Source organism: Flavobacterium potami, assembly GCF_020026915.1.
Taxonomy (GTDB): Bacteria; Bacteroidota; Bacteroidia; order Flavobacteriales; family Flavobacteriaceae; genus Flavobacterium; species Flavobacterium potami.
In genome coordinates this window covers 164,389-183,206 of record NZ_JAINUY010000007.1, presented here as the reverse complement: position 1 = coordinate 183,206, position 18,818 = coordinate 164,389, and the positions used below count along the sequence as shown (strand labels likewise).

Below are 18,818 nucleotides of genomic sequence, written 5' to 3'. Positions count from 1 at the left end.
AATTTATTATTATTTGTTTAGTTGCTCTAAAATCTCTTTTATTGTTTCCATATCATCAAAATGATGACGAACACCATTTATTTCCTGATAAGTTTCATGACCTTTTCCCGCAATTAGGATGATATCTTTTGCTTCTGCCAATTGACAAGCTGTTTTAATCGCTTGTTTTCTATCTGTAATTCGCAGCATTTTTTTATAATTCTGAGGCTCAACTCCCTGTTCCATTTCATCCAAAATAACTTCTGGATCTTCATTTCTCGGGTTATCTGACGTCAATACCGCTTTATCACTTAAATCTGAAGCGATTTTTGCCATAATCGGACGTTTCGTTTTATCGCGATTTCCTCCACAACCCACAACGGTAATTAATTGCTCATTTTTTGTACTAATGTCATTTATTGTCTTTAAAACATTCTCGAGCGCATCTGGCGTATGTGCGTAATCTACAACAGCGGTAATTCCTCCATCTGATACGATATACTGAAAACGACCCGAAACACTCTCTAAATCTGACAATAAACGCAATGCTTCAAGACTGTCAATTCCAAGCTCTATAGCCGTTCCATAAATCGCTAAAACATTGTAGGCGTTGAAAGTACCAATTAGTTTTACCCAAACTTCATTATCGTTAATTTTCAATAATAATCCAGACAATTGGCTTTCTAAAATCTGTGCTCTATAATCTGCGTAAGACTTTAAAGCGTAAGTCAGTTTTTTAGCCACTGTATTTTGCAACATTACCGAACCGTTCTTATCATCAATGTTTGATAAAACAAAAGCTGATTTTGGAAGGGAATCAAAAAATGACTTTTTAACATCTCTATACTCAGCAAATGTTGGATGATAATCCAAATGATCATGTGAAAGATTGGTGAAAATTCCTCCCACAAAATGCAAAGCTTCGGTACGTTTTTGATGGATTCCGTGTGAACTTACCTCCATAAAACAATGTGTAACTCCAGCTTCAATCATCTCATTTAAATAATGATTGATTGTTAGAGAATCTGGTGTTGTATGTGTTGCAGGATATTCTGTTTTATCTACTACGATTTTTACAGTTGATAATAACCCAACCTTAAATCCTGCTTTTTGAAACAATTGAAACAGTAAAGAAGCAATTGTTGTTTTACCATTTGTACCCGTTACACCAACTAATTTTAGTTTTGAAGATGGATCTTCAAAATAATTAGCAGCCATAAAAGCCAAAGCGGTATTGGTATCTTTTACTTGAACATAAGTTACCCCATCAACTGTATTTTCAGGAAGTGTATCGCAAATAATTGCCTTTGCACCTAACTGAATTGCTTTTTCAATATAATCATGCCCATCTGAAAGTGAACCGCGAATTGCTACAAAAACATCATTTGCCTCAACTTTACGAGAATCAAATTCTATTTTCTGAATAGCCACATCGGTCGAACCTTTAACAGATTCAATAGCTACTTTATATAATATGTCTTTTAATACTTTCACGATAATTCTAATACAATTGTTGCGTTTTTGCTAATACTGGTTCCTGCTTGAATTGATTGGTTCTTCACTTTCCCCATTCCATTTACTTTTACTTTCAAACCTAGGTTTTCAAGTAAAGCAATTGCGTCCATTCCTGGCATTCCTTTTAAATTCGGAATCTGATTTAATTTCTTATTAGATTCGTTATCAAACTTATCATAGCTGATTTCTTGTTTTGGAATTTTAGAATCCAGCTGTTTAATTTTATTTGTTGAAGGCGCATCGGTAAAAATCTTTTGAGCGATTCTTTTAAAAACCGGCCCCGCAACGTCTGCTCCGTAATAATTATTTTTGGCTGTATTTGGCTTGTGAACCACCACAATACAAGAATATTTTGGGTGATCTGCTGGAAAATATCCTACGAAAGAAGACGCATAGTATAATGCCGACTTCCCTTCTTTACCTCCATAATTCATCTGAGCCGTTCCTGTTTTTCCTGCCATCGAAAAATCTTTCGAATACAATTTAGAACCTGTACCTTTTTTAACCACATTAAGCAGTACCGCTTTTACCTTTTTTAAAGTTTCAGGCGAACAAACTTGTGGGTTTATAACTTCAACATCAAATTTCTTGATCGTTTTATTCCATTCTTTAATTTCTGAAACAAACTGTGGTTTTACCATAACTCCATCATTTGCAACTGAATTATAGAATGCCAAAGTCTGCATTGGCGTAACCGAAACATTATATCCAAAAGCCATCCACGGAAGTGTAGTTCCCGACCAATGTTTGTCTCCTGGCTGAGGGATATACGGCCTTCCTTCTCCCTTAAAGTGCAATCCTAATGTCTTATTTAACCCATAGCTATTAATATGATTAACAAATTTTGACGGGTTGCTTTTATAAGCATTATAAACCGCTTGAACCATTACCGTATTTGACGAAAGTTCGAATCCTCGCGCCAATGAAACTTTTCCGTAACCGCCATTATGTGAATCACGTACCGATCTTCCATAATATTTTACTACTCCATTGTGACTATCATAAACTGTACTTGTATCAGCAACTTTGTCTTCTAAAATCGCCATCAAATCAACCAATTTAAATGTTGATCCTGGCTCATGAGACTCTGCAATAGCGTAATTGGTTGTCTCGTAATACGATCCGTCTTCTGCTCTTCCTAAATTCGATATTGCTTTTACATGTCCTGTTTGCGTTTCCATAACCACCACACAACCATGATCTGCTTCGTAATCTTCTAACTGTTTCAATAAGGCATGATGCGCAATGTCTTGAATAAAAACATCTATTGTCGATATTACATCGTAGCCATCAACTGGGTCTACCTCGTTAACATCGCGAATAGGTTTCCATTGTCCTTTTGCAATTTTTTGCTTTAAAATTTTACCATCTTTTCCGTTTAGGTAATTTTTAAAAGCCCACTCAATTCCTTTTCCTACCTCTACTCCAGTTGCCGGATCAATTTTATCGTAACCAATAGTTCTTTCAGCAATTTTACCAATTGGATGTTTTCTAACGGTTTCTTGTTCAACTATAATTCCGCCTTTAAAAGCGCCTAACTTGAATAATGGAAAGTTTTTAATTTTTACATATTCTGTATAACTCAACTTTCTAGCAATCAAATAATAACGATTTTTATTCTCACGCGCTTTTCTTAATTCTTTTTGAAAATAACTGCTTGGTTTATCCAAAACGGTCGCAAGAGAATCTGATAATGGTTTTACATATTTCTCAAACGTCTCTGTTTTTGGAGCTTTTGCATCAAAACGAATTTCATAATTCGGGATTGATGTTGCCAGTAAACTTCCATCAGCAGAATAAATATTTCCTTTATTGGCAGGAATAACAAAGTTTCTCACAGTACGCTGTTTTGCCAGTTTTCTGTAATACTCCCCATCAACCCATTGAATATTGGTTAATTTAACGACAATAGCAATTGCCATCAAAAAGATGAAAACTGCTACGAGGTAAATTCTGTAGGATATATGTTTATCTTCTACTGCCATATTCTTTTAAAGAAACTTTTTTCTTGTTCTTTTTTAACTTCTATTTTTACTGGAGGAACTGTCGACGGGAAAATTTGTTTTTCCAACATTTTATCCGAAATAGTAGACTCCATTTTTAACTTCATCAATTCTGAACGTCGATCTACAAATTCAGACCTTAGTTCTTTTGTTTCATTATTTAATTTTGCGATTTCAAAAACCTTTTGTTCGTATCGCTGTGTATTAGCAATCATCAAAATGGCCAGCAGGATTATAAAAACAATAAATCGCCAGTTTTTTACTGCATCTTCATGAATTAGAAACCTTGCTTTTAATATGCTAAACACACCACTTTTCATTATTTCCTACCTTAATATATATTATAGCTTTTCTGCGACTCTTAATTTTGCACTTCTTGCTCTATTATTAATCTTGATTTCCTCGTTGTCCGGAACAATCAATTTTCCTATTGTTTTAAATGGAACTGAAAAGTTTCCGTAAAAATCTCTTTCAGGTTCTCCTTCGAACATTCCGTTTTTAATAAATCTTTTCACCAAACGATCTTCTAAAGAATGATAAGAGATTACAGAAAATCTTCCGCCTGGTTTTAAAATTTCTAAAGACTGCTCGATAAACTCTTTCAAAACATCCATCTCCTGATTGACCTCAATTCGAATTGCCTGATAAATTTGAGCCAATACTTTATTTCTTACTTTCTCTGGCAAAAACTTCTTCAATATGTCTTTCAGTTCGTCTGTTGTCTTAATTGGATAACCTCTTCTCGCCTCAACAATGGTTCTTGCTAAAACCGGTGCGTTTTTCAACTCTCCATAATCTAAAAAAACACGACGTAAATCTTGTTCATCATATTCATTTACCACTCTGTACGCACTCAAATCATTTTTTTGACTCATTCGCATATCCAGTTCAGCATCGAATCTGGTCGAAAATCCTCTTTCAGGAACATCGAACTGATGAGATGAAACTCCTAAATCTGCCAAGATTCCATCTACCGCTTTTACTCCGTGAAAACGCAAAAATCTTTTTATGAACCTAAAATTTTCATTTATCAGCGTAAACCTTTCATCTGGCAATGCATTTGCAAGCGCATCTTCGTCCTGATCAAATGCAAACAGCCTTCCGTTTGGTCCTAATCTTTTTAAAATCTCTTTTGAATGACCACCGCCTCCAAACGTAACATCTACATACACACCATCAGGTTTAATATCTAAACCATCAACTGTTGGATGAAGCAAAACCGGATTATGATATTCCATCTTCGTCGTCATTAATATTTCCCATTACTTCTTCGGCTAAATCTGCAAAATCCATATCTTCGCCGCTTATTGATTTTTCGTATAAATCCTTATCCCAGATCTCTACAATATTAACCGCAGATGAAAAAACAACATCTTTAGAAATACTCGCAAACGTTACCAAATCTTTTGGAACCAGCAATCTTCCTAATGCATCAACCTCAACCACTTTAACACCAGCAGTAAACCTTCTAATGAAATCGTTGTTCTTTTTTACAAAGCGATTAAGCTTGTTGATTTTTTTCATCATCAAATCCCATTCTTCCATAGGATACAATTCTAAACACTGCTGAAAAACAGAACGCTTCAAAACGAATCCGCTTTGAAGAGAAGCAGTCAATTGCTTTTTTAAAGGCGCAGGCATCATTAGCCTTCCTTTAGCATCGACTTTACACTCATATGTTCCAACAATTGTGTTCAAAAAAACTAGTTAACATGTTATACAGCAAAAATATAAAAAAAAATACCACATTTTACCACTTTATACCACTTTGTTAATAAGTTTAACCACTTTACTACCACTTTCTATAATTCGCAATCAATCAATACTTTAACTATTAATTAACAGATTCTTAAATACGTTATTCATTCAAAAAAATTATAGACTAATTTTCTTAAAAAATTGATTATTACGCAGTTTTCTTAACATTCAGATAATTTAGCAAAACCTACTTTAATTACTGATTTTTAGTCTTTTATAAAAGAAAAGCAAATATTGTCGTTAAAAAACAGTATCAAAAATTCATTTTTGTTTATTAAACCCTATATTTGTCGAAATTGAAATTGGCATTAGATTAGATGGACAAACACTATAAAAAAGAAGGCAAATACAGCTATTTTGAAGCTGGAGAAGGAACTCCAATTGTTATTCTGCATGGACTAATGGGAGGTCTTAGTAACTTTGATGGTGTAGCACAATATTTCCCGACAAAAGGATATAAAGTTGTTATTCCGGATTTGCCAATCTATACACAAAGCATTCTAAAAACGAACGTAAAAAGTTTTGCGAAATACGTTAAAGACTTTATCACTTTTAAAGGTTTTGACAAAGTAATTCTTTTAGGAAATTCTCTTGGAGGACATATCGCATTATATCACACAAAACTTTATCCTGAAAAAGTTGCCGGACTTGTAATCACTGGAAGTTCTGGACTTTACGAAAGCGCAATGGGAGACAGCTACCCAAGAAGAGGCGATTACGAATACATCAAAAAGAAGGCTGAAGATGTATTTTACGACCCAAAAATTGCAACTCCCGAATTGATTGATGAAGTTTATGCAACCGCCAATGACCGAATCAAATTAATCAAAACTTTGACGATTGCAAAAAGCGCAATTCGTCACAATATGGCAAAAGATTTACCTAAAATGACAGTAGAAACCTGTATTATTTGGGGTAAAAATGACAATGTAACACCACCAAATGTAGCGGAAGAGTTTGATAAATTATTACCAAATTCTACTTTGTACTGGATTGACAAATGTGGACACGCAGCCATGATGGAACATCCAGACGAATTCAATGTAATTCTCGAAAAATGGCTTACTGAGCAGAAATTATAGCAGTACCCTTTCGATTTTTAGGAGGTTTTAAAAAACAAAAGACATGAAAATTAATACCGCCGAATTTATTATCAGTAATTCTGATGCTTCAAAATGCCCGACTGAATTTTTGCCGGAATATGCATTTATAGGCAGATCAAACGTTGGTAAATCATCTTTGATTAACATGATTACCAACAATAAAAATTTAGCAAAAACATCTAGCAGACCCGGAAAAACACAATTAATAAATCACTTCAAAATCAATAATAATTGGTTTTTAGTCGATTTACCTGGTTATGGCTACGCCAAGGTTTCTAAAAAGACCAAATCTGTTTTCCAACAATTCATTACCGATTACTTTGAAAACAGAGAACAACTGGTTTGTGCTTTTGTCTTAATTGACATTCGACATGAAGCTCAAAAAATTGACATTGAATTTATGTCGTACATGGGAGAAAGCGAAATTCCGTTTTGCATTATTTTTACTAAAGCAGACAAAATCAGTAAAACAAAAATTGACTCTCATATAGCAGCCTACAAAAAGCAGATGTATGCTAATAACTGGGCCGAAATGCCACAATATTTTGTAACTTCTTCAACAGAATCAATTGGAAAAGAAGATCTTCTATCTTATATAGACGAAGTAAACCAGGAGGTTTTTAAAAACAATTCTGGATTTTAATTCCAAATAATACGCAATAAAAAATCCCAAATTCCAAGTTTGACAACTGGAATTTGGGATTTTTTTATTTGGAAATTAATCAATCTTCTTTTTTGTTTTCAAGATTTTTCTTGGCTGTTCTTATAAAGTTTAAAGCTTTCCATTCTTTATAAATTAAAATCTGATATAAAATATAAAATAGAGAATTAAAAAACCATAAATCCAAAACAAATGGTTCCGTAAAAATTACCGAATCTGTATTTCCGGATAAAAAAATACTTGCGCTACTTGTTAAATAAATAATCAGTCCATTGCAGAAATAAAAATAATCGTGTTTGATGTTTTTCAAATTTGATACAATATAATAAAATGCATAAATCAGTAACGGAATAGAGGTTATTGCAATTTCAACCAAATTAAATTCCCAATAAAGCGAGGGACTATTATAATATTGCAAGCTTAAAAAAAGCAATACTGAAGCCAACACAATCAGCACAATTCTCTTCAATATCCTATTCGAAAAAGCATTATAAAAAAACAAGCTTAGAGATATGAATTGAAAATTAAAATAGTAGTGCGAAAGAAAAAAGTTAGAATTAGGATATAAAAAACCTATAATATTACAGAACAATTCGACACAAAATAAAAGAACCAAATAAATGGCAGCAATACGATATAAAATGTCCCTGCCTTTGCAAGTTACCAAAAATCTTATAGCATTGGCGAGTAAAAGAAATAGCCCAACAAGACTCACAATAAAAGGAAACAACATACTATTTAATTTACTTATTCGATTTATAAATATTTTCTCTGGTTCTAATTTGCTTCAAAATACGAAAAAATCCCAAACCTCAATTTAAGATTGGAATTTGGGATTTTTTAAAATTAAAACTTTCTTTTATTTTGTCAATTCTAGTTTTTCTGCAAAATAATCACAGAAATCTTTCATGGTATCAGACATTTTTTCGTCGTCTGTTGCACGTTTAAAAGTGTCTGCCATAGCCACTAACGTTTGGTGAAAGAAAATTTTCATTTCGTCTACAGGCATATCTTTAGTCCATAAATCGATACGCATTGTTTCTTTTGCTTTGCTGTCCCAAATAGACAACATGATCGCTTTTGCTTCTTCTGCTTTTACACCACCGTCTTGTGCGCTCCATGTTAATTTTTCAGGAACACGGTTTTCATCTAATTCTATATTGAATTTAATCTCTGAGTTTATATTTGCCATTATTTCTTAGGTTTATATTTTGATTTTTCGAAGATTTCTTTTGCGTCTGTTTTAAACAAATCTGCTAGAGAAACATTACTATTATTTTTCATGTAAGAACGTACCATTTGCCAGCCTATCCAAGCTCCTACCCGACCTGGAGTATCATTATCAATTTCTAAAAAGAACTTAGAAAAAGGTGCTGGTGTCATAAATCGTGTTCTTAATTTTGGATCATCACTGTAAAGCATTTCATTTTCTATAAAATAACGCCACATATATCCTTCGTTTTCTTCACACCATTTTATTTGCTCTGGTGTGTATCCCATTTTTTCTGCATCGGTATAATCTGGCAGTAATAAATCTTTTGCATAAAGCTGTTTTCCTTCAAAAACCATTTGTGCTACTAAACTTCTATCTGGAGAATCCGGAATATTTCGATAAGAGAAACTAGAAACCACGTCTGGCATAATCTGTCTTTCCTCGAAATTCTGTTTTAAATAATTCGGAAATTCATAAAACTTATGTTCTTTTCCCAAATACAATTCCAGTGCAACAATTACAAGGCTATCGGCATAAATTGCTTTTGCATTATAATCCATTTCTCCAATAACAGTAATTACTTTTGGAGTTTTAGTTTTAGGGAAATAATATTTTACATGTTGAAAAAGCGCATCAAACTCCTTATGAACAGGTTCAAAATTACTGTACTTTTTCTGTACCTCATCATAAACTTCTTTCCAGATCGGATCATTCATTTTTTGAAGCCAAACACTGTCATCATTGCCAGCTGGAAAAAAGAACGGGTATTGCTTTTTTACCTGTGCAAGGTCTTGCGGTTTAGTTTCAAAAAACACCTTATCAAAACGCTCTACTTTAATATCAACAGGAATTTCTTCTACTTCTTTTTCGACCTTACTTTTTTGGTTGCAGGACAAAAAAAACAGGCATAGAACCACTGCTAAGCGATAAATTTTCATTTTATTTTAATTAGATTTGTGTTATCAGAATTTAAAGTAATTGCATACTCAAAATAATTCTGCAAATATACATCCCTGCACTTTAAAACTTAAACTATTATGGCTAAAAAAAGCACAATTCAGACAGAAAAAGTAAATACGCATATTGTTGAGTGGTTAAAAGAATACGCTAACAATGCAAAAGTTAACGGTTTTGTAATCGGAATCTCCGGAGGTGTAGATTCTGCAGTAACTTCAACTTTGTGTGCACAGACAGGACTGAAAGTTTTATGTGTAGAAATGCCAATACACCAGGCAGAAAGTCAGGTTTCAAGAGGAAGAGAGCATATTGAACAACTCAAAAAACGTTTTCCAAATGTTACTGATGTTCAAACCGATTTAACAGCAACTTTTGAAGCATTTAAGAGCGCTGTTCCAAAAACAGATGACGAAGCAAAAGTAAATTTAGCATTAGCCAACACACGTGCCCGCATCAGAATGACTTCTCTATACTATCTAGCAGGAATTCATGGTTTACTTGTTGCCGGAACAGGAAACAAAGTGGAAGATTTTGGAGTAGGTTTTTACACTAAATATGGAGATGGAGGTGTCGATTTGAGTCCAATTGCCGATTTAATGAAATCAGATGTATATGCTTTAGGAGAATTTTTGCAAATTCCACAGTCAATTTTAACAGCTGCACCTACAGACGGATTATTTGGAGACAACCGTACAGATGAAGACCAATTAGGTGCAAGTTATGACGAATTAGAATGGGCAATGTTAGCCGCGGAGTCAGGAAATACGGTAGCTGACTTCGAAGGGAGAGAAAAATCTGTATTTGAAATTTATAAACGATTAAACACCAGCAACAAGCATAAAATGGATCCAATTCCGGTTTGTTTGATACCAAAAACGTTAAAATAAAAGATTTTAACATTCTAAGAAAGATATTACAGAATTTATTTATTAATTTTACCACTCCAAAAACATGAACAATTCTAAAAAAGGTAAAAATTATGATTAAAGTATGTCTAGCAGACAATCATCCTGTTACGCACTTTGGCGTTAAGTCTTACTTCAAAGACCACGATCAAATTTCAATTGTTGCCAATGTCGGCAATTTTTCAATGGTTAGAGATATCCTTCAGACGAAGGAAATCGACATTCTAATATTAGATTTAGAACTAGAAGGTCTTTCAAGCATCTTCGAAATCAAATCAATTTTGAAAAATTTCCCAAAAACAAAAATTGTTATTTTCAGTGATCTTGCAGAGCAAATGTATGCTCCAAACGCAATTAAAGCAGGAGTTTCTGGGTATGTACACAAAACAGAAAAACTTGAAACATTAGGTCATTCTATTATTAAAGTACACGAAGGAAAAATTATCATCAACGAAACAGTACGCAAAAACATGGCCCTTATTGCGAAACAAAGCAAAAGTGAGCGTCTGTACAGAAAACTTTCTAACCGTGAAATCGAGGTTTTACGTTATTTAAGTGATGGTAAGAAAAACAATGAAATCTCTAAAATCTTAAATCTGAACGAAAAAACGATCAGTACTTACAAACTGAGATTATTAACTAAATTAAATGTTACTAATTTAGTTGACTTGGTTAACAAAGCGAAGACTTTAGAAATTATTTAATTACAATTCGAAGATTTTTTTAAGAAATCTAGAAACTATAAAAACTCTATCTTTTTTGATTATTCAGACTAGATAGAGTTTTTTCCTTTTTAGTGATAAGGCACAACTACACGTCCTAATTTTTTTGAAAAATTATTCAGCAACTTTGAATAATCGACAACCATACCTAAAACCTCTGAATTATCTTCTTGAGGATCATTCAAAAGTGAATTTTTTAATTCTGCAATAATCCCCGACACCAAATACCATCGCATAGAGAAAATGGTATCCGAAACATTCAGTTCAATCGTTTCAGATTTATGTTTTGGAAAAATATTTTGTCCCTCCCAATTATGAATGGTTAACCTTTCATCTTCCATTAAAATATTGGTAACTTCCTGCGCAAACTCAGGCTCTAGATGCATCAAATATTTATCTAAACTAAACGTCTCATTCTGATTATAGAAATCAATAATATTATTGTAAATATTTTTAAATAAATCATTTGAAAGTTCTACCTCATCTTCTTGCAGACTTAGATAAATCTTTTCAAATACCTTATATTCTCGTTTTTCAGAAACCTCTTTTACATTGCCTTCTTCATCTGCTTTTAAAAAAACATCTTCAAAATTTTCAACAACACTTCCATACAACAACAAGATCTCTATGATTTTCCTTTCAAAACCATATAAAATATCTACTTTTTGTGTTTGCTCTGGCGGATAATATCCTGAATCTCCAGGATAGTCATAACCTTCTGGCGGTCCTGTCCTTGGATCTTCTGGATCTCCTCCAGAAAATGTACCCGCTTGCGGAGGATTGTTTCTAACAACCTCAAAAGGCTTTTGTTCTTGTTTTTGTTTTTTATTGGCCTCGGCAATATCTTTTTGAATAAGCTGCGCCAAAGTACTTACCAAAACCTGTTCTGAAATATCCATAATTCGGGCGCATTCCTGAATGTATACTTCTCGCTGAATACGGTCTGGTATCTTAGAAATACTCGTTACCATATCACGAATCAGATCGGCCTTTTTTATGGGGTCGTTTTTGGCTTCTCCCATTAAAATGGAAGCTTTAAACTGTATAAAATCTTTACTATTGTTTTCTAAATACGCTACTAAATCGTCGTGAGAATTTTTTCGTGCAAAACTGTCTGGATCTTCTCCTTGAGGAAAAGAACAAACACGAACATTCATACCTTCTTCCAGAATCAAATCGATTCCTCGAATGGCCGCTCGTAAACCCGCCGCATCTCCATCGAAAAGAACGGTAATATTTCGCGTTAGACGATTGATTAAACGAATTTGATCCGGAGTTAAAGCGGTTCCCGAAGAAGCCACAACATTTTCAATTCCGGCCTGACTAAACTGAATTACATCGGTATAACCTTCTACCAGATAACAATTGTTTTGTTTGGCAATAGATTGCTTGGCGTGATAAATTCCGTAAAGGACTTTACTTTTATGGTAAATATCACTTTCTGGTGAATTCAGGTATTTTGCTGCTTTTTTATCATTGGTTAAAATACGTCCTCCAAAACCCAAAACACGTCCCGACATACTTTGAATCGGAAACATTACACGACCTTTAAATCGGTCAAAAGGACGGTCTTCTCTTGCAATAGTTAAACCTGTACTTTCTAAAAATTCTAATTTATATCCTTTCCCTAAAGCTTCTTTTGTCAAAGCATCCCAAGTTTCTGGAGAATATCCTAAATTAAATTTTTTGATGGTTTCATTGGTAAATCCTCTTTCTTTAAAATAAGACAAACCAATTGCTTTACCTTCCTCCGAATTAATCAATACATCCTGAAAATATTTAGCTGCAAATTCAGAAACCAAATACATACTTTCACGAAGATCTGTATTGGCCTTTTCTGCTTCAGATTGCTCTGTTTCTTCTATTTCAATATTATATTTCTTAGCTAAATAACGAATGGCTTCAGGATATGTAAATTGCGAATGTTCCATTAAAAATTTAACAGAATTCCCACCTTTTCCTGTACTAAAATCTTTCCAGATTCCTTTTGCAGGAGAAACCATGAACGATGGAGAACGCTCATCTGAGAATGGACTCAGCCCTTTAAAATTACTTCCCGCACGTTTCAAATTCACAAAATCACCAATAACCTCCTCTACTCGAGCAGTTTCAAAAACAGAATCTATGGTATTTTGTGAAATCAAGGCGTATTAAATTTTAAAAGTTGAGAGCTTGCAAAAATACGTAAATCTTGTTGGAATTTTAATCATTTTAAACCAAAAAAAGCACCTCGTAAAGAGATGCTTTTTCTGCTACTAAACGCCCAAGTTTTAGTTTAAATCTACTCGAAGTCCTAACGAAATGTTATTCTCTTTTACTAGATTATTCTGAAACAGTGGGTTCAAATCGTACTTAAAATATAAACTTAATTCTCTGTAACCAATGTAAGAACTCAGACCATAAACGAAATTATTCACATTGTAATCTCCTTTAATTGTGGTTTTGTATTTTAAATCCTCTTCTTCAAACTTTAAAATCTGTTTCGATTTTACGTTCACCCCTGCATAACCACCAATTCCGAAACGAAAACTTTTGTGTGTTTTGAAATAGGTTTTTCCGTTGTTTTCCTGTGGTCTTGTAAAATCAAATTCTAAATGTACTGGTGCAACCAAATACACATTTCTAAATCGAGACTCTGTTAAATGAACTGGATTTTCAACCAGATTAGTCTGATCGCCATCTACAACAAAACTTCTATTATCTGTTGGGCGGATATTGTTGTACATTAAAGAAAGTCCGTATTTTGCGTGAAGCAGATTATCATTTTTCATTAATCTAGAATTATATGTAAAGCCCCATTCGTAAAAATGCGAACCCATAAAACGGTAATTTGAATCCTGAAGTTTTCCGTCAGACAATGTATTATTCAATCCCATTGCAAATACAAATTGAGAAGTTGTTCTTTTTTCGCCGTGAATAGAATCTCTGTCTCGTTTTTTATGATTGAAACGAATCATGTAAACTTTAGAAGAATCTTCTTTAATTTTTCCGTCTACTTTTGCCTGAACTAAATCATTTAATTCATTTTGAGCCAAAGTCACTTTTTCTTCAATAATAACTGCTCTTGCTTCTGCCAATTCTTTTTTACGTTTTTCAGCAACTTCTTGCGTTATTTTGCCTTCAGATAATTGAACATTTACAGCTTCAATTTCTTCTTTTAAAGCTTCTTTTTCTTCTTTGGTTATTTTCTCAATTTTATTTGCAATTGCTTTAGCTTTAGATTCAAAGGTTTCCTGTCCTACTACTTTACTCACTATTAAAAAGAAGAAAAGTATAAGGTAAATGGTAAAATTTCTCATGATTGTTTTTTTTAAATGATTGTTGATTGATGATGATTTTGTTTAATGGTAAATTGTTAATAGTGAATTCTATTCTTTTTGATTTCTGTTAGATAAAGCGACTTTCACATCTTGCAAGTTTTTGTTCACTTTTGTAATCACTTTTTCTCTAAAAGAAAGTTCCAATTCGCCGTCTACCTGATTTAACAAATCAGAAGCATTGATTTTTACTTTTGATTTTTTGATCGGATTTTGAGCTACAACTTTATTTTCTGCCGCTTCTAACAACTGATCGACATTTTCTTTTTTAGAAGTTTCAGCAATTACGTTTTGATTGTTTGTTGATTGTTTTTCCTGATTGTTTTTGATGATGATTGAAGACTCCGCTACTTGATTTGATTCATTTTTAATGATTTTATTTGAAATTTTCTCAGAAGGTTCTGAATTGTTTTTTTTGTTTTTATTTACAATTTCTTCCGAAGTTTTTTCTGCAATCGCAGTTTCCGTTTTTACAGAATCCACACTATTTAAAACAGGTTGTGTAACCGATTCTTTCTGGGTTTCAGTTTCTTTTTCTACAATGACAGTTTCCGGCGTTTTAACTTCATTTTTATTTTGATTAAAAAAAAGAGTTCCAACCAATAAAAATCCGACGAAGCTGGCTGCTATGTACAACCATTTTCTTTTTGATTTTTTAGAATTAAGTTTAATTGTTTTCTTTTCTTCTGCTACACTCAACATCGCGTCTAATCGATCCCAGGCTTTGTTGCTTGGCTCGATTTCACGTTGATTTAGTTTGTCACGGAAATCCTTTTCAAAATTATTCGGTTCCATTATCTTGTTTTTTTAAAATAGTAATTTGTGTTTGGAGCATTTTTCTAGCGTGTGATAACTGCGATTTTGATGTTCCTTCATTAATTCCTAACATCTTGGCAATTTCATTGTGTTTGTAACCTTCAATCGCATATAAATTGAAAACCATTTTATAGCCATCTGGCAAAGCATCAATTAAATACTGAATTTGTTCTACTGTAAATTGACTGTCGATTTCATTAAAGCTTTCTTCTATAAAAAATTCATCTTCAGCAAATTTTACTTTTTTCTGAACTCTTAAATACGAAATGCATTCGTTAACCATAATTCGGCGGATCCAGCCTTCAAAACTTCCCTTGTGTTCAAAGTTTTTTAGATTTGTAAACACTTTCATGAAAGCCGTTATCATTACATCTTCTGCCAATTGAATGTCTTTTATGTATTGTCGACAGACACTTAACATTTTTGCAGAATACTTACCGTAAATCTGTTGTTGCGCTTGACGATTGTTCTCGACAGCCAACTTTATGATTTTGGTTTCTTCTTGATGTAACGAAATAATTTTCATTAATAAGCTTTTGGTTTTGGTTTTTGGTTTTAGAAACAGACTTCTATTAGCATAGACGATTGTCGATTTAAAATGGTTGCATGGAAATGAAAAATTTTCTAAAAAAAATAAATTCCAAATTCCAACCAATAGAATATATAACTGATTTACAACAAAGTAAAACAATTATCTAATTGACAAATTTTCTAATTAAAAAAGATTATTTTTTTCTTTCGATAACGTAATTCACCATCAAAGTCAAAGCGTCTTTGTATTCTGAATCGTCAAAGTTCTGAAGTAATGCAAGTGCTTCTTGCTGGAATTCGACCATTTTATTTTCGGCGTAAGCCAAACCATTATTATTTTTTACAAAGGCAATTACTTCTTTTACGCGTTTTTTGTCTTTGTTGTGGTTTTTGATGGAGTTTATCAACCACTTTTTTTCTTGTGGAGTACAAGTATTTAAAACATGAATTAAAGGCAAAGTCATTTTTTGTTCTTTAATATCTATTCCGGTTGGTTTTCCGATGGCTTCTTCGCTATAATCAAATAAATCGTCTTTGATTTGAAATGCCATTCCAATCAACTCACCGAATTTACGCATGTTTTCTACCTGAATATCATCTTCAATTACGGCTTTCGCGCCAAGCGCACAACAAGCTGCAATAAGCGTCGCCGTTTTTTTTCTGATGATTTCGTAGTAAACATCTTCGGTGATGTCCAGTCTTCTTGCTTTTTCTATTTGAAGCAATTCTCCTTCGCTCATTTCACGAACGGCCACGGAAATAATACGCAATAAATCGAAATCGCCATTGTCAATAGAAAGCAACAGACCTTTAGACAATAAGTAATCTCCAACCAAAACGGCAATTTTGTTTTTCCAAAGCGCATTGATGGAGAAAAATCCGCGACGGCGATTACTATCATCTACAACATCATCGTGTACCAAAGTTGCCGTGTGAATCAACTCAATTACCGAAGCCCCACGATAAGTTCTTTCGTTTACTGTACCTCCAGAAACCATTTTTGCAGTCAGAAAAACAAACATCGGACGCATTTGTTTTCCTTTACGATTTACGATATAATAGGTGATTCTATTAAGTAATGCAACCTTTGAAGTCATCGATTCATGGAACTTCTTTTCGAAGAGTTCCATTTCGTTAAAAATAGGCTGCTTTATTTGAGACGTAATATTCATTTAGACTTCAAATATACTATTTTAAATAAAATTACGTTGTGTATTTTAAGTTAGGATTTAAATAATTTATCTCTTAACCTGAAAAAAAACACCAAAAATAGTTCTAACTAATACTGATTTGAATTCATTAATTAAAAAATAACCCAAACTATTTATTTATGAAAACAAAATTTTTATTAATTGGCACTTTTATTACAATGTCTTTTTTTGTCGGCTGTAGTTCTGATGAAAAAACAAATGACGGATCAGGATCAGCAAAAGCAATTACGAATGAAGAGATCATAACCAACTCTACAATCGATGCTTCTGTTGAAGATGTTACCAATATTGCTGAAGATCAGTTTAGCGCTCAACTAAATGTAAATTCAAAACCTGGCGGACCTATTAAAAATTTCTTGCCAAGCTGTGCCACAATTACAACGGTTTTAACCAATAATACTTGGACAAAAACTGTTGATTTTGGTGTTGAAGGCTGTACTTTAAACAACGGAAATACTGTAAAAGGAAAAATGGTCGTTTCTTTCTCAAATGACTTTACTTCTTCTACACAAACGATAAGCTATACTTTTGAAGGGTTTTATCATAATGGTAAAAAAATTCAGGGCAGCAAAAGTATTGTAAGAACAATTAAAGAAACCAATATACTGGTAACGCCTCACCCTGTTTCTACGGCTGCAATAGATTTGACCATTACTTTTGATGACGGAAAAGTCTATACAAGAAAAGGAACCTTAATTAAAGAAATGACTTCTGGCTACGACACTTGGTTTGACTGGGATGATAATGCTTTCGTTGTAACTGGAAGCGGCACTACAACTTTCCCTAACGGTGATACTTTCTCTGCAGAAATTACAACTCCTTTAGAATTTAACGCTTCTTGCAGAAAATCTTTTGCAGTAAAAGGAATTGTTTCTATTACCAAAAATGGTGCTTTGGCAACTATAGATTACGGAAACGGAGAATGCGATATGCTTGCTAAAGTAACAAAAGACGGAGTTACAGAAGAAGTAAATTTGAAAAAATAACATCCTTTTTGCCCAAGAAAAAAGCATTAAGAACAAGATTGACTTGTTTTTAATGCTTTTTTTATTTTATGTAATGTTTTAAAAAAATTAAGCTTTCTTATTTGCCAATTGTCCACAAGCCGCATCAATATCTTTTCCACGACTACGTCTTACTTTAACCACTACTCCAATATTTTCTAATGCCTTTATGTAAGCCATAATTGATTCTTCTGAAGCTTGCTGGAATTCACCATCATCAATTGGGTTATATTCAATCAAATTGACTTTACATGGCACATATTTACAGAATTTTACCAAAGCATCAACCGAAGCTTTATCGTCGTTGATTCCTTTCCAGACCACATATTCGTAAGAAATTTTGCTTTTGGTTTTTCTGTACCAATATTCCAGCGCTTCTCTTAAATCTTTCAAAGGAAAGTTTTTACTGAAAGGCATAATGCGTGCGCGAGTTTCGTCTATAGCAGAATGCAGAGAAACTGCCAGCTTAAACTTGACATCATCATCTGCCATTTTTTTAATCATTTTAGGAATTCCTGAAGTCGAAACCATGATTCGTTTTGGAGACATTCCTAAACCTTCTTCAGAAGTAATCATATCGATTGCTTTAATGACATTGTTGTAATTCATTAAAGGCTCTCCCATTCCCATAAAAACAATATTCGAAAGCGGGTGATTGTAATACAAACGACTTTCTTTATCTATAGCCAAAACCTGATCGTAAATTTCGCCAGGTTCTAGATTACGCATTCTTTTTAATCTTGCTGTTGCACAGAAATTACAATCCAAACTGCAACCAACCTGACTTGATACACAAGCTGTAGTTCTCGTTTCTGTGGGAATTAAAACAGATTCAACCACAAGTCCGTCGTGAAGTCTTACTGCGTTTTTTACTGTTCCGTCGCTACTTTTCTGCATGGTATCAACCTTAATATGATTGATAACAAAACTATTTTCAAGCATAGACCTCGTGGTTTTAGCCACATTTGTCATATCCTCAAAACTGTGAGCACCTTTGCTCCATAACCATTCATAAACCTGATTTCCACGGAAAGCTTTGTCTCCGTTTTCAACAAAAAAATCTCGAAGTTGTTCTTTTGATAAGGCTCGTATGTCTTTTTTCTCCATTTGCATGCTGCAAAGT

18 protein-coding genes are annotated in these 18,818 nt (G+C 33.3%); 5 read left to right on the top strand and 13 right to left on the bottom strand.

Going from position 1 to position 18,818, the window contains the following annotated elements; translation table 11 throughout:
- Positions 1-9: 9 nt before the first annotated feature.
- The 5 genes from K6T82_RS19630 to mraZ are packed head-to-tail and all read right to left on the bottom strand — an operon-like array spanning position 10 to position 5,195.
- Positions 10-1,473 (bottom strand): UDP-N-acetylmuramoyl-L-alanyl-D-glutamate--2,6-diaminopimelate ligase, encoded by a 1,464-nt coding sequence (locus K6T82_RS19630; RefSeq protein WP_223709775.1) that lies wholly within the window; start codon positions 1,471-1,473, stop codon positions 10-12.
- Positions 1,470-3,479: a penicillin-binding protein gene (locus K6T82_RS19625; RefSeq protein WP_223709772.1), complete on the bottom strand. Its 2,010-nt coding sequence runs from the start codon at positions 3,477-3,479 to the stop codon at positions 1,470-1,472. The genes K6T82_RS19630 and K6T82_RS19625 overlap by 4 nt, the downstream gene beginning before the upstream one ends.
- Entirely contained in the window at positions 3,470-3,817 is a 348-nt protein-coding gene (locus K6T82_RS19620; RefSeq protein ID WP_223709770.1) for an FtsL-like putative cell division protein, read from the bottom strand. The genes K6T82_RS19625 and K6T82_RS19620 overlap by 10 nt, the downstream gene beginning before the upstream one ends.
- A gap of 21 nt (positions 3,818-3,838) precedes the next feature.
- Complete coding sequence (gene rsmH, locus K6T82_RS19615) at positions 3,839-4,747, bottom strand: 16S rRNA (cytosine(1402)-N(4))-methyltransferase RsmH (RefSeq protein ID WP_223709769.1); 909 nt, start codon at positions 4,745-4,747, stop codon at positions 3,839-3,841.
- On the bottom strand, positions 4,722-5,195 hold the full coding sequence (gene mraZ / locus K6T82_RS19610; RefSeq protein WP_184157698.1) for a division/cell wall cluster transcriptional repressor MraZ: 474 nt from the start codon (positions 5,193-5,195) through the stop codon (positions 4,722-4,724). The genes rsmH and mraZ overlap by 26 nt, the downstream gene beginning before the upstream one ends.
- Positions 5,196-5,572: 377 nt before the next feature.
- Here mraZ and K6T82_RS19605 point away from each other — a divergent pair, with 377 nt between their 5' ends.
- Together K6T82_RS19605 and yihA are read left to right on the top strand one after the other, a co-directional pair.
- The gene (locus K6T82_RS19605) at positions 5,573-6,337 is read left to right on the top strand and encodes an alpha/beta fold hydrolase (RefSeq protein WP_223709766.1); all 765 of its coding nucleotides are present in this window, start codon (positions 5,573-5,575) and stop codon (positions 6,335-6,337) included.
- 43 nt (positions 6,338-6,380) lie between these two features.
- Complete coding sequence (gene yihA / locus K6T82_RS19600) at positions 6,381-7,001, top strand: ribosome biogenesis GTP-binding protein YihA/YsxC (RefSeq protein WP_223709755.1); 621 nt, start codon at positions 6,381-6,383, stop codon at positions 6,999-7,001.
- An 877-nt stretch (positions 7,002-7,878) separates the two neighbouring features.
- On the opposite strand, the gene gldC is transcribed toward yihA, so the two are convergent.
- A complete protein-coding gene (gldC, locus tag K6T82_RS19595; RefSeq protein WP_223709743.1) occupies positions 7,879-8,211 on the bottom strand; it encodes a gliding motility protein GldC in 333 nt (110 codons plus the stop codon).
- A complete protein-coding gene (gene gldB, locus K6T82_RS19590; protein WP_223709740.1) occupies positions 8,211-9,170 on the bottom strand; it encodes a gliding motility lipoprotein GldB in 960 nt (319 codons plus the stop codon). Before gldB ends, gldC begins: the two co-directional genes overlap by 1 nt.
- A 99-nt stretch (positions 9,171-9,269) precedes the next feature.
- Here gldB and nadE point away from each other — a divergent pair, with 99 nt between their 5' ends.
- On the top strand, positions 9,270-10,076 hold the full coding sequence (nadE, locus tag K6T82_RS19585) for an NAD(+) synthase (protein ID WP_223709732.1): 807 nt from the start codon (positions 9,270-9,272) through the stop codon (positions 10,074-10,076).
- Positions 10,077-10,168: 92 nt separating this feature from the next.
- Complete coding sequence (locus K6T82_RS19580; RefSeq protein ID WP_008467169.1) at positions 10,169-10,798, top strand: response regulator transcription factor; 630 nt, start codon at positions 10,169-10,171, stop codon at positions 10,796-10,798.
- 89 nt (positions 10,799-10,887) lie between these two features.
- Here the strand turns inward: K6T82_RS19580 and dnaG are convergent, their stop codons facing one another.
- The 5 genes from dnaG to K6T82_RS19555 all read right to left on the bottom strand — a co-directional run bounded on the left by dnaG (position 10,888) and on the right by K6T82_RS19555 (position 16,652).
- Positions 10,888-12,960 carry a DNA primase gene (gene dnaG / locus K6T82_RS19575; protein ID WP_223709731.1) on the bottom strand — a complete coding sequence of 691 codons (2,073 nt, stop codon included), beginning with the start codon at positions 12,958-12,960 and terminating at the stop codon, positions 10,888-10,890.
- A 126-nt stretch (positions 12,961-13,086) separates the two neighbouring features.
- A complete protein-coding gene (locus K6T82_RS19570) occupies positions 13,087-14,115 on the bottom strand; it encodes a hypothetical protein (RefSeq protein WP_223709728.1) in 1,029 nt (342 codons plus the stop codon).
- A 69-nt stretch (positions 14,116-14,184) separates the two neighbouring features.
- Positions 14,185-14,928, bottom strand: coding sequence for a hypothetical protein (locus tag K6T82_RS19565; protein WP_223709726.1), 744 nt, complete (start codon positions 14,926-14,928; stop codon positions 14,185-14,187).
- Positions 14,915-15,475, bottom strand: coding sequence for an RNA polymerase sigma factor (locus K6T82_RS19560; protein ID WP_223709718.1), 561 nt, complete (start codon positions 15,473-15,475; stop codon positions 14,915-14,917). Before K6T82_RS19560 ends, K6T82_RS19565 begins: the two co-directional genes overlap by 14 nt.
- A 199-nt stretch (positions 15,476-15,674) precedes the next feature.
- On the bottom strand, positions 15,675-16,652 hold the full coding sequence (locus K6T82_RS19555) for a polyprenyl synthetase family protein (protein WP_223709716.1): 978 nt from the start codon (positions 16,650-16,652) through the stop codon (positions 15,675-15,677).
- Positions 16,653-16,810: 158 nt separating this feature from the next.
- On the opposite strand from K6T82_RS19555, the gene K6T82_RS19550 reads away from it, so the two are divergent.
- A complete protein-coding gene (locus K6T82_RS19550) occupies positions 16,811-17,677 on the top strand; it encodes a hypothetical protein (RefSeq protein WP_223709713.1) in 867 nt (288 codons plus the stop codon).
- An 87-nt stretch (positions 17,678-17,764) separates the two neighbouring features.
- On the opposite strand, the gene rlmN is transcribed toward K6T82_RS19550, so the two are convergent.
- The gene (gene rlmN / locus K6T82_RS19545; protein WP_223709711.1) at positions 17,765-18,808 is read right to left on the bottom strand and encodes a dual-specificity RNA methyltransferase RlmN; all 1,044 of its coding nucleotides are present in this window, start codon (positions 18,806-18,808) and stop codon (positions 17,765-17,767) included.
- Positions 18,809-18,818 lie beyond the last annotated feature (10 nt).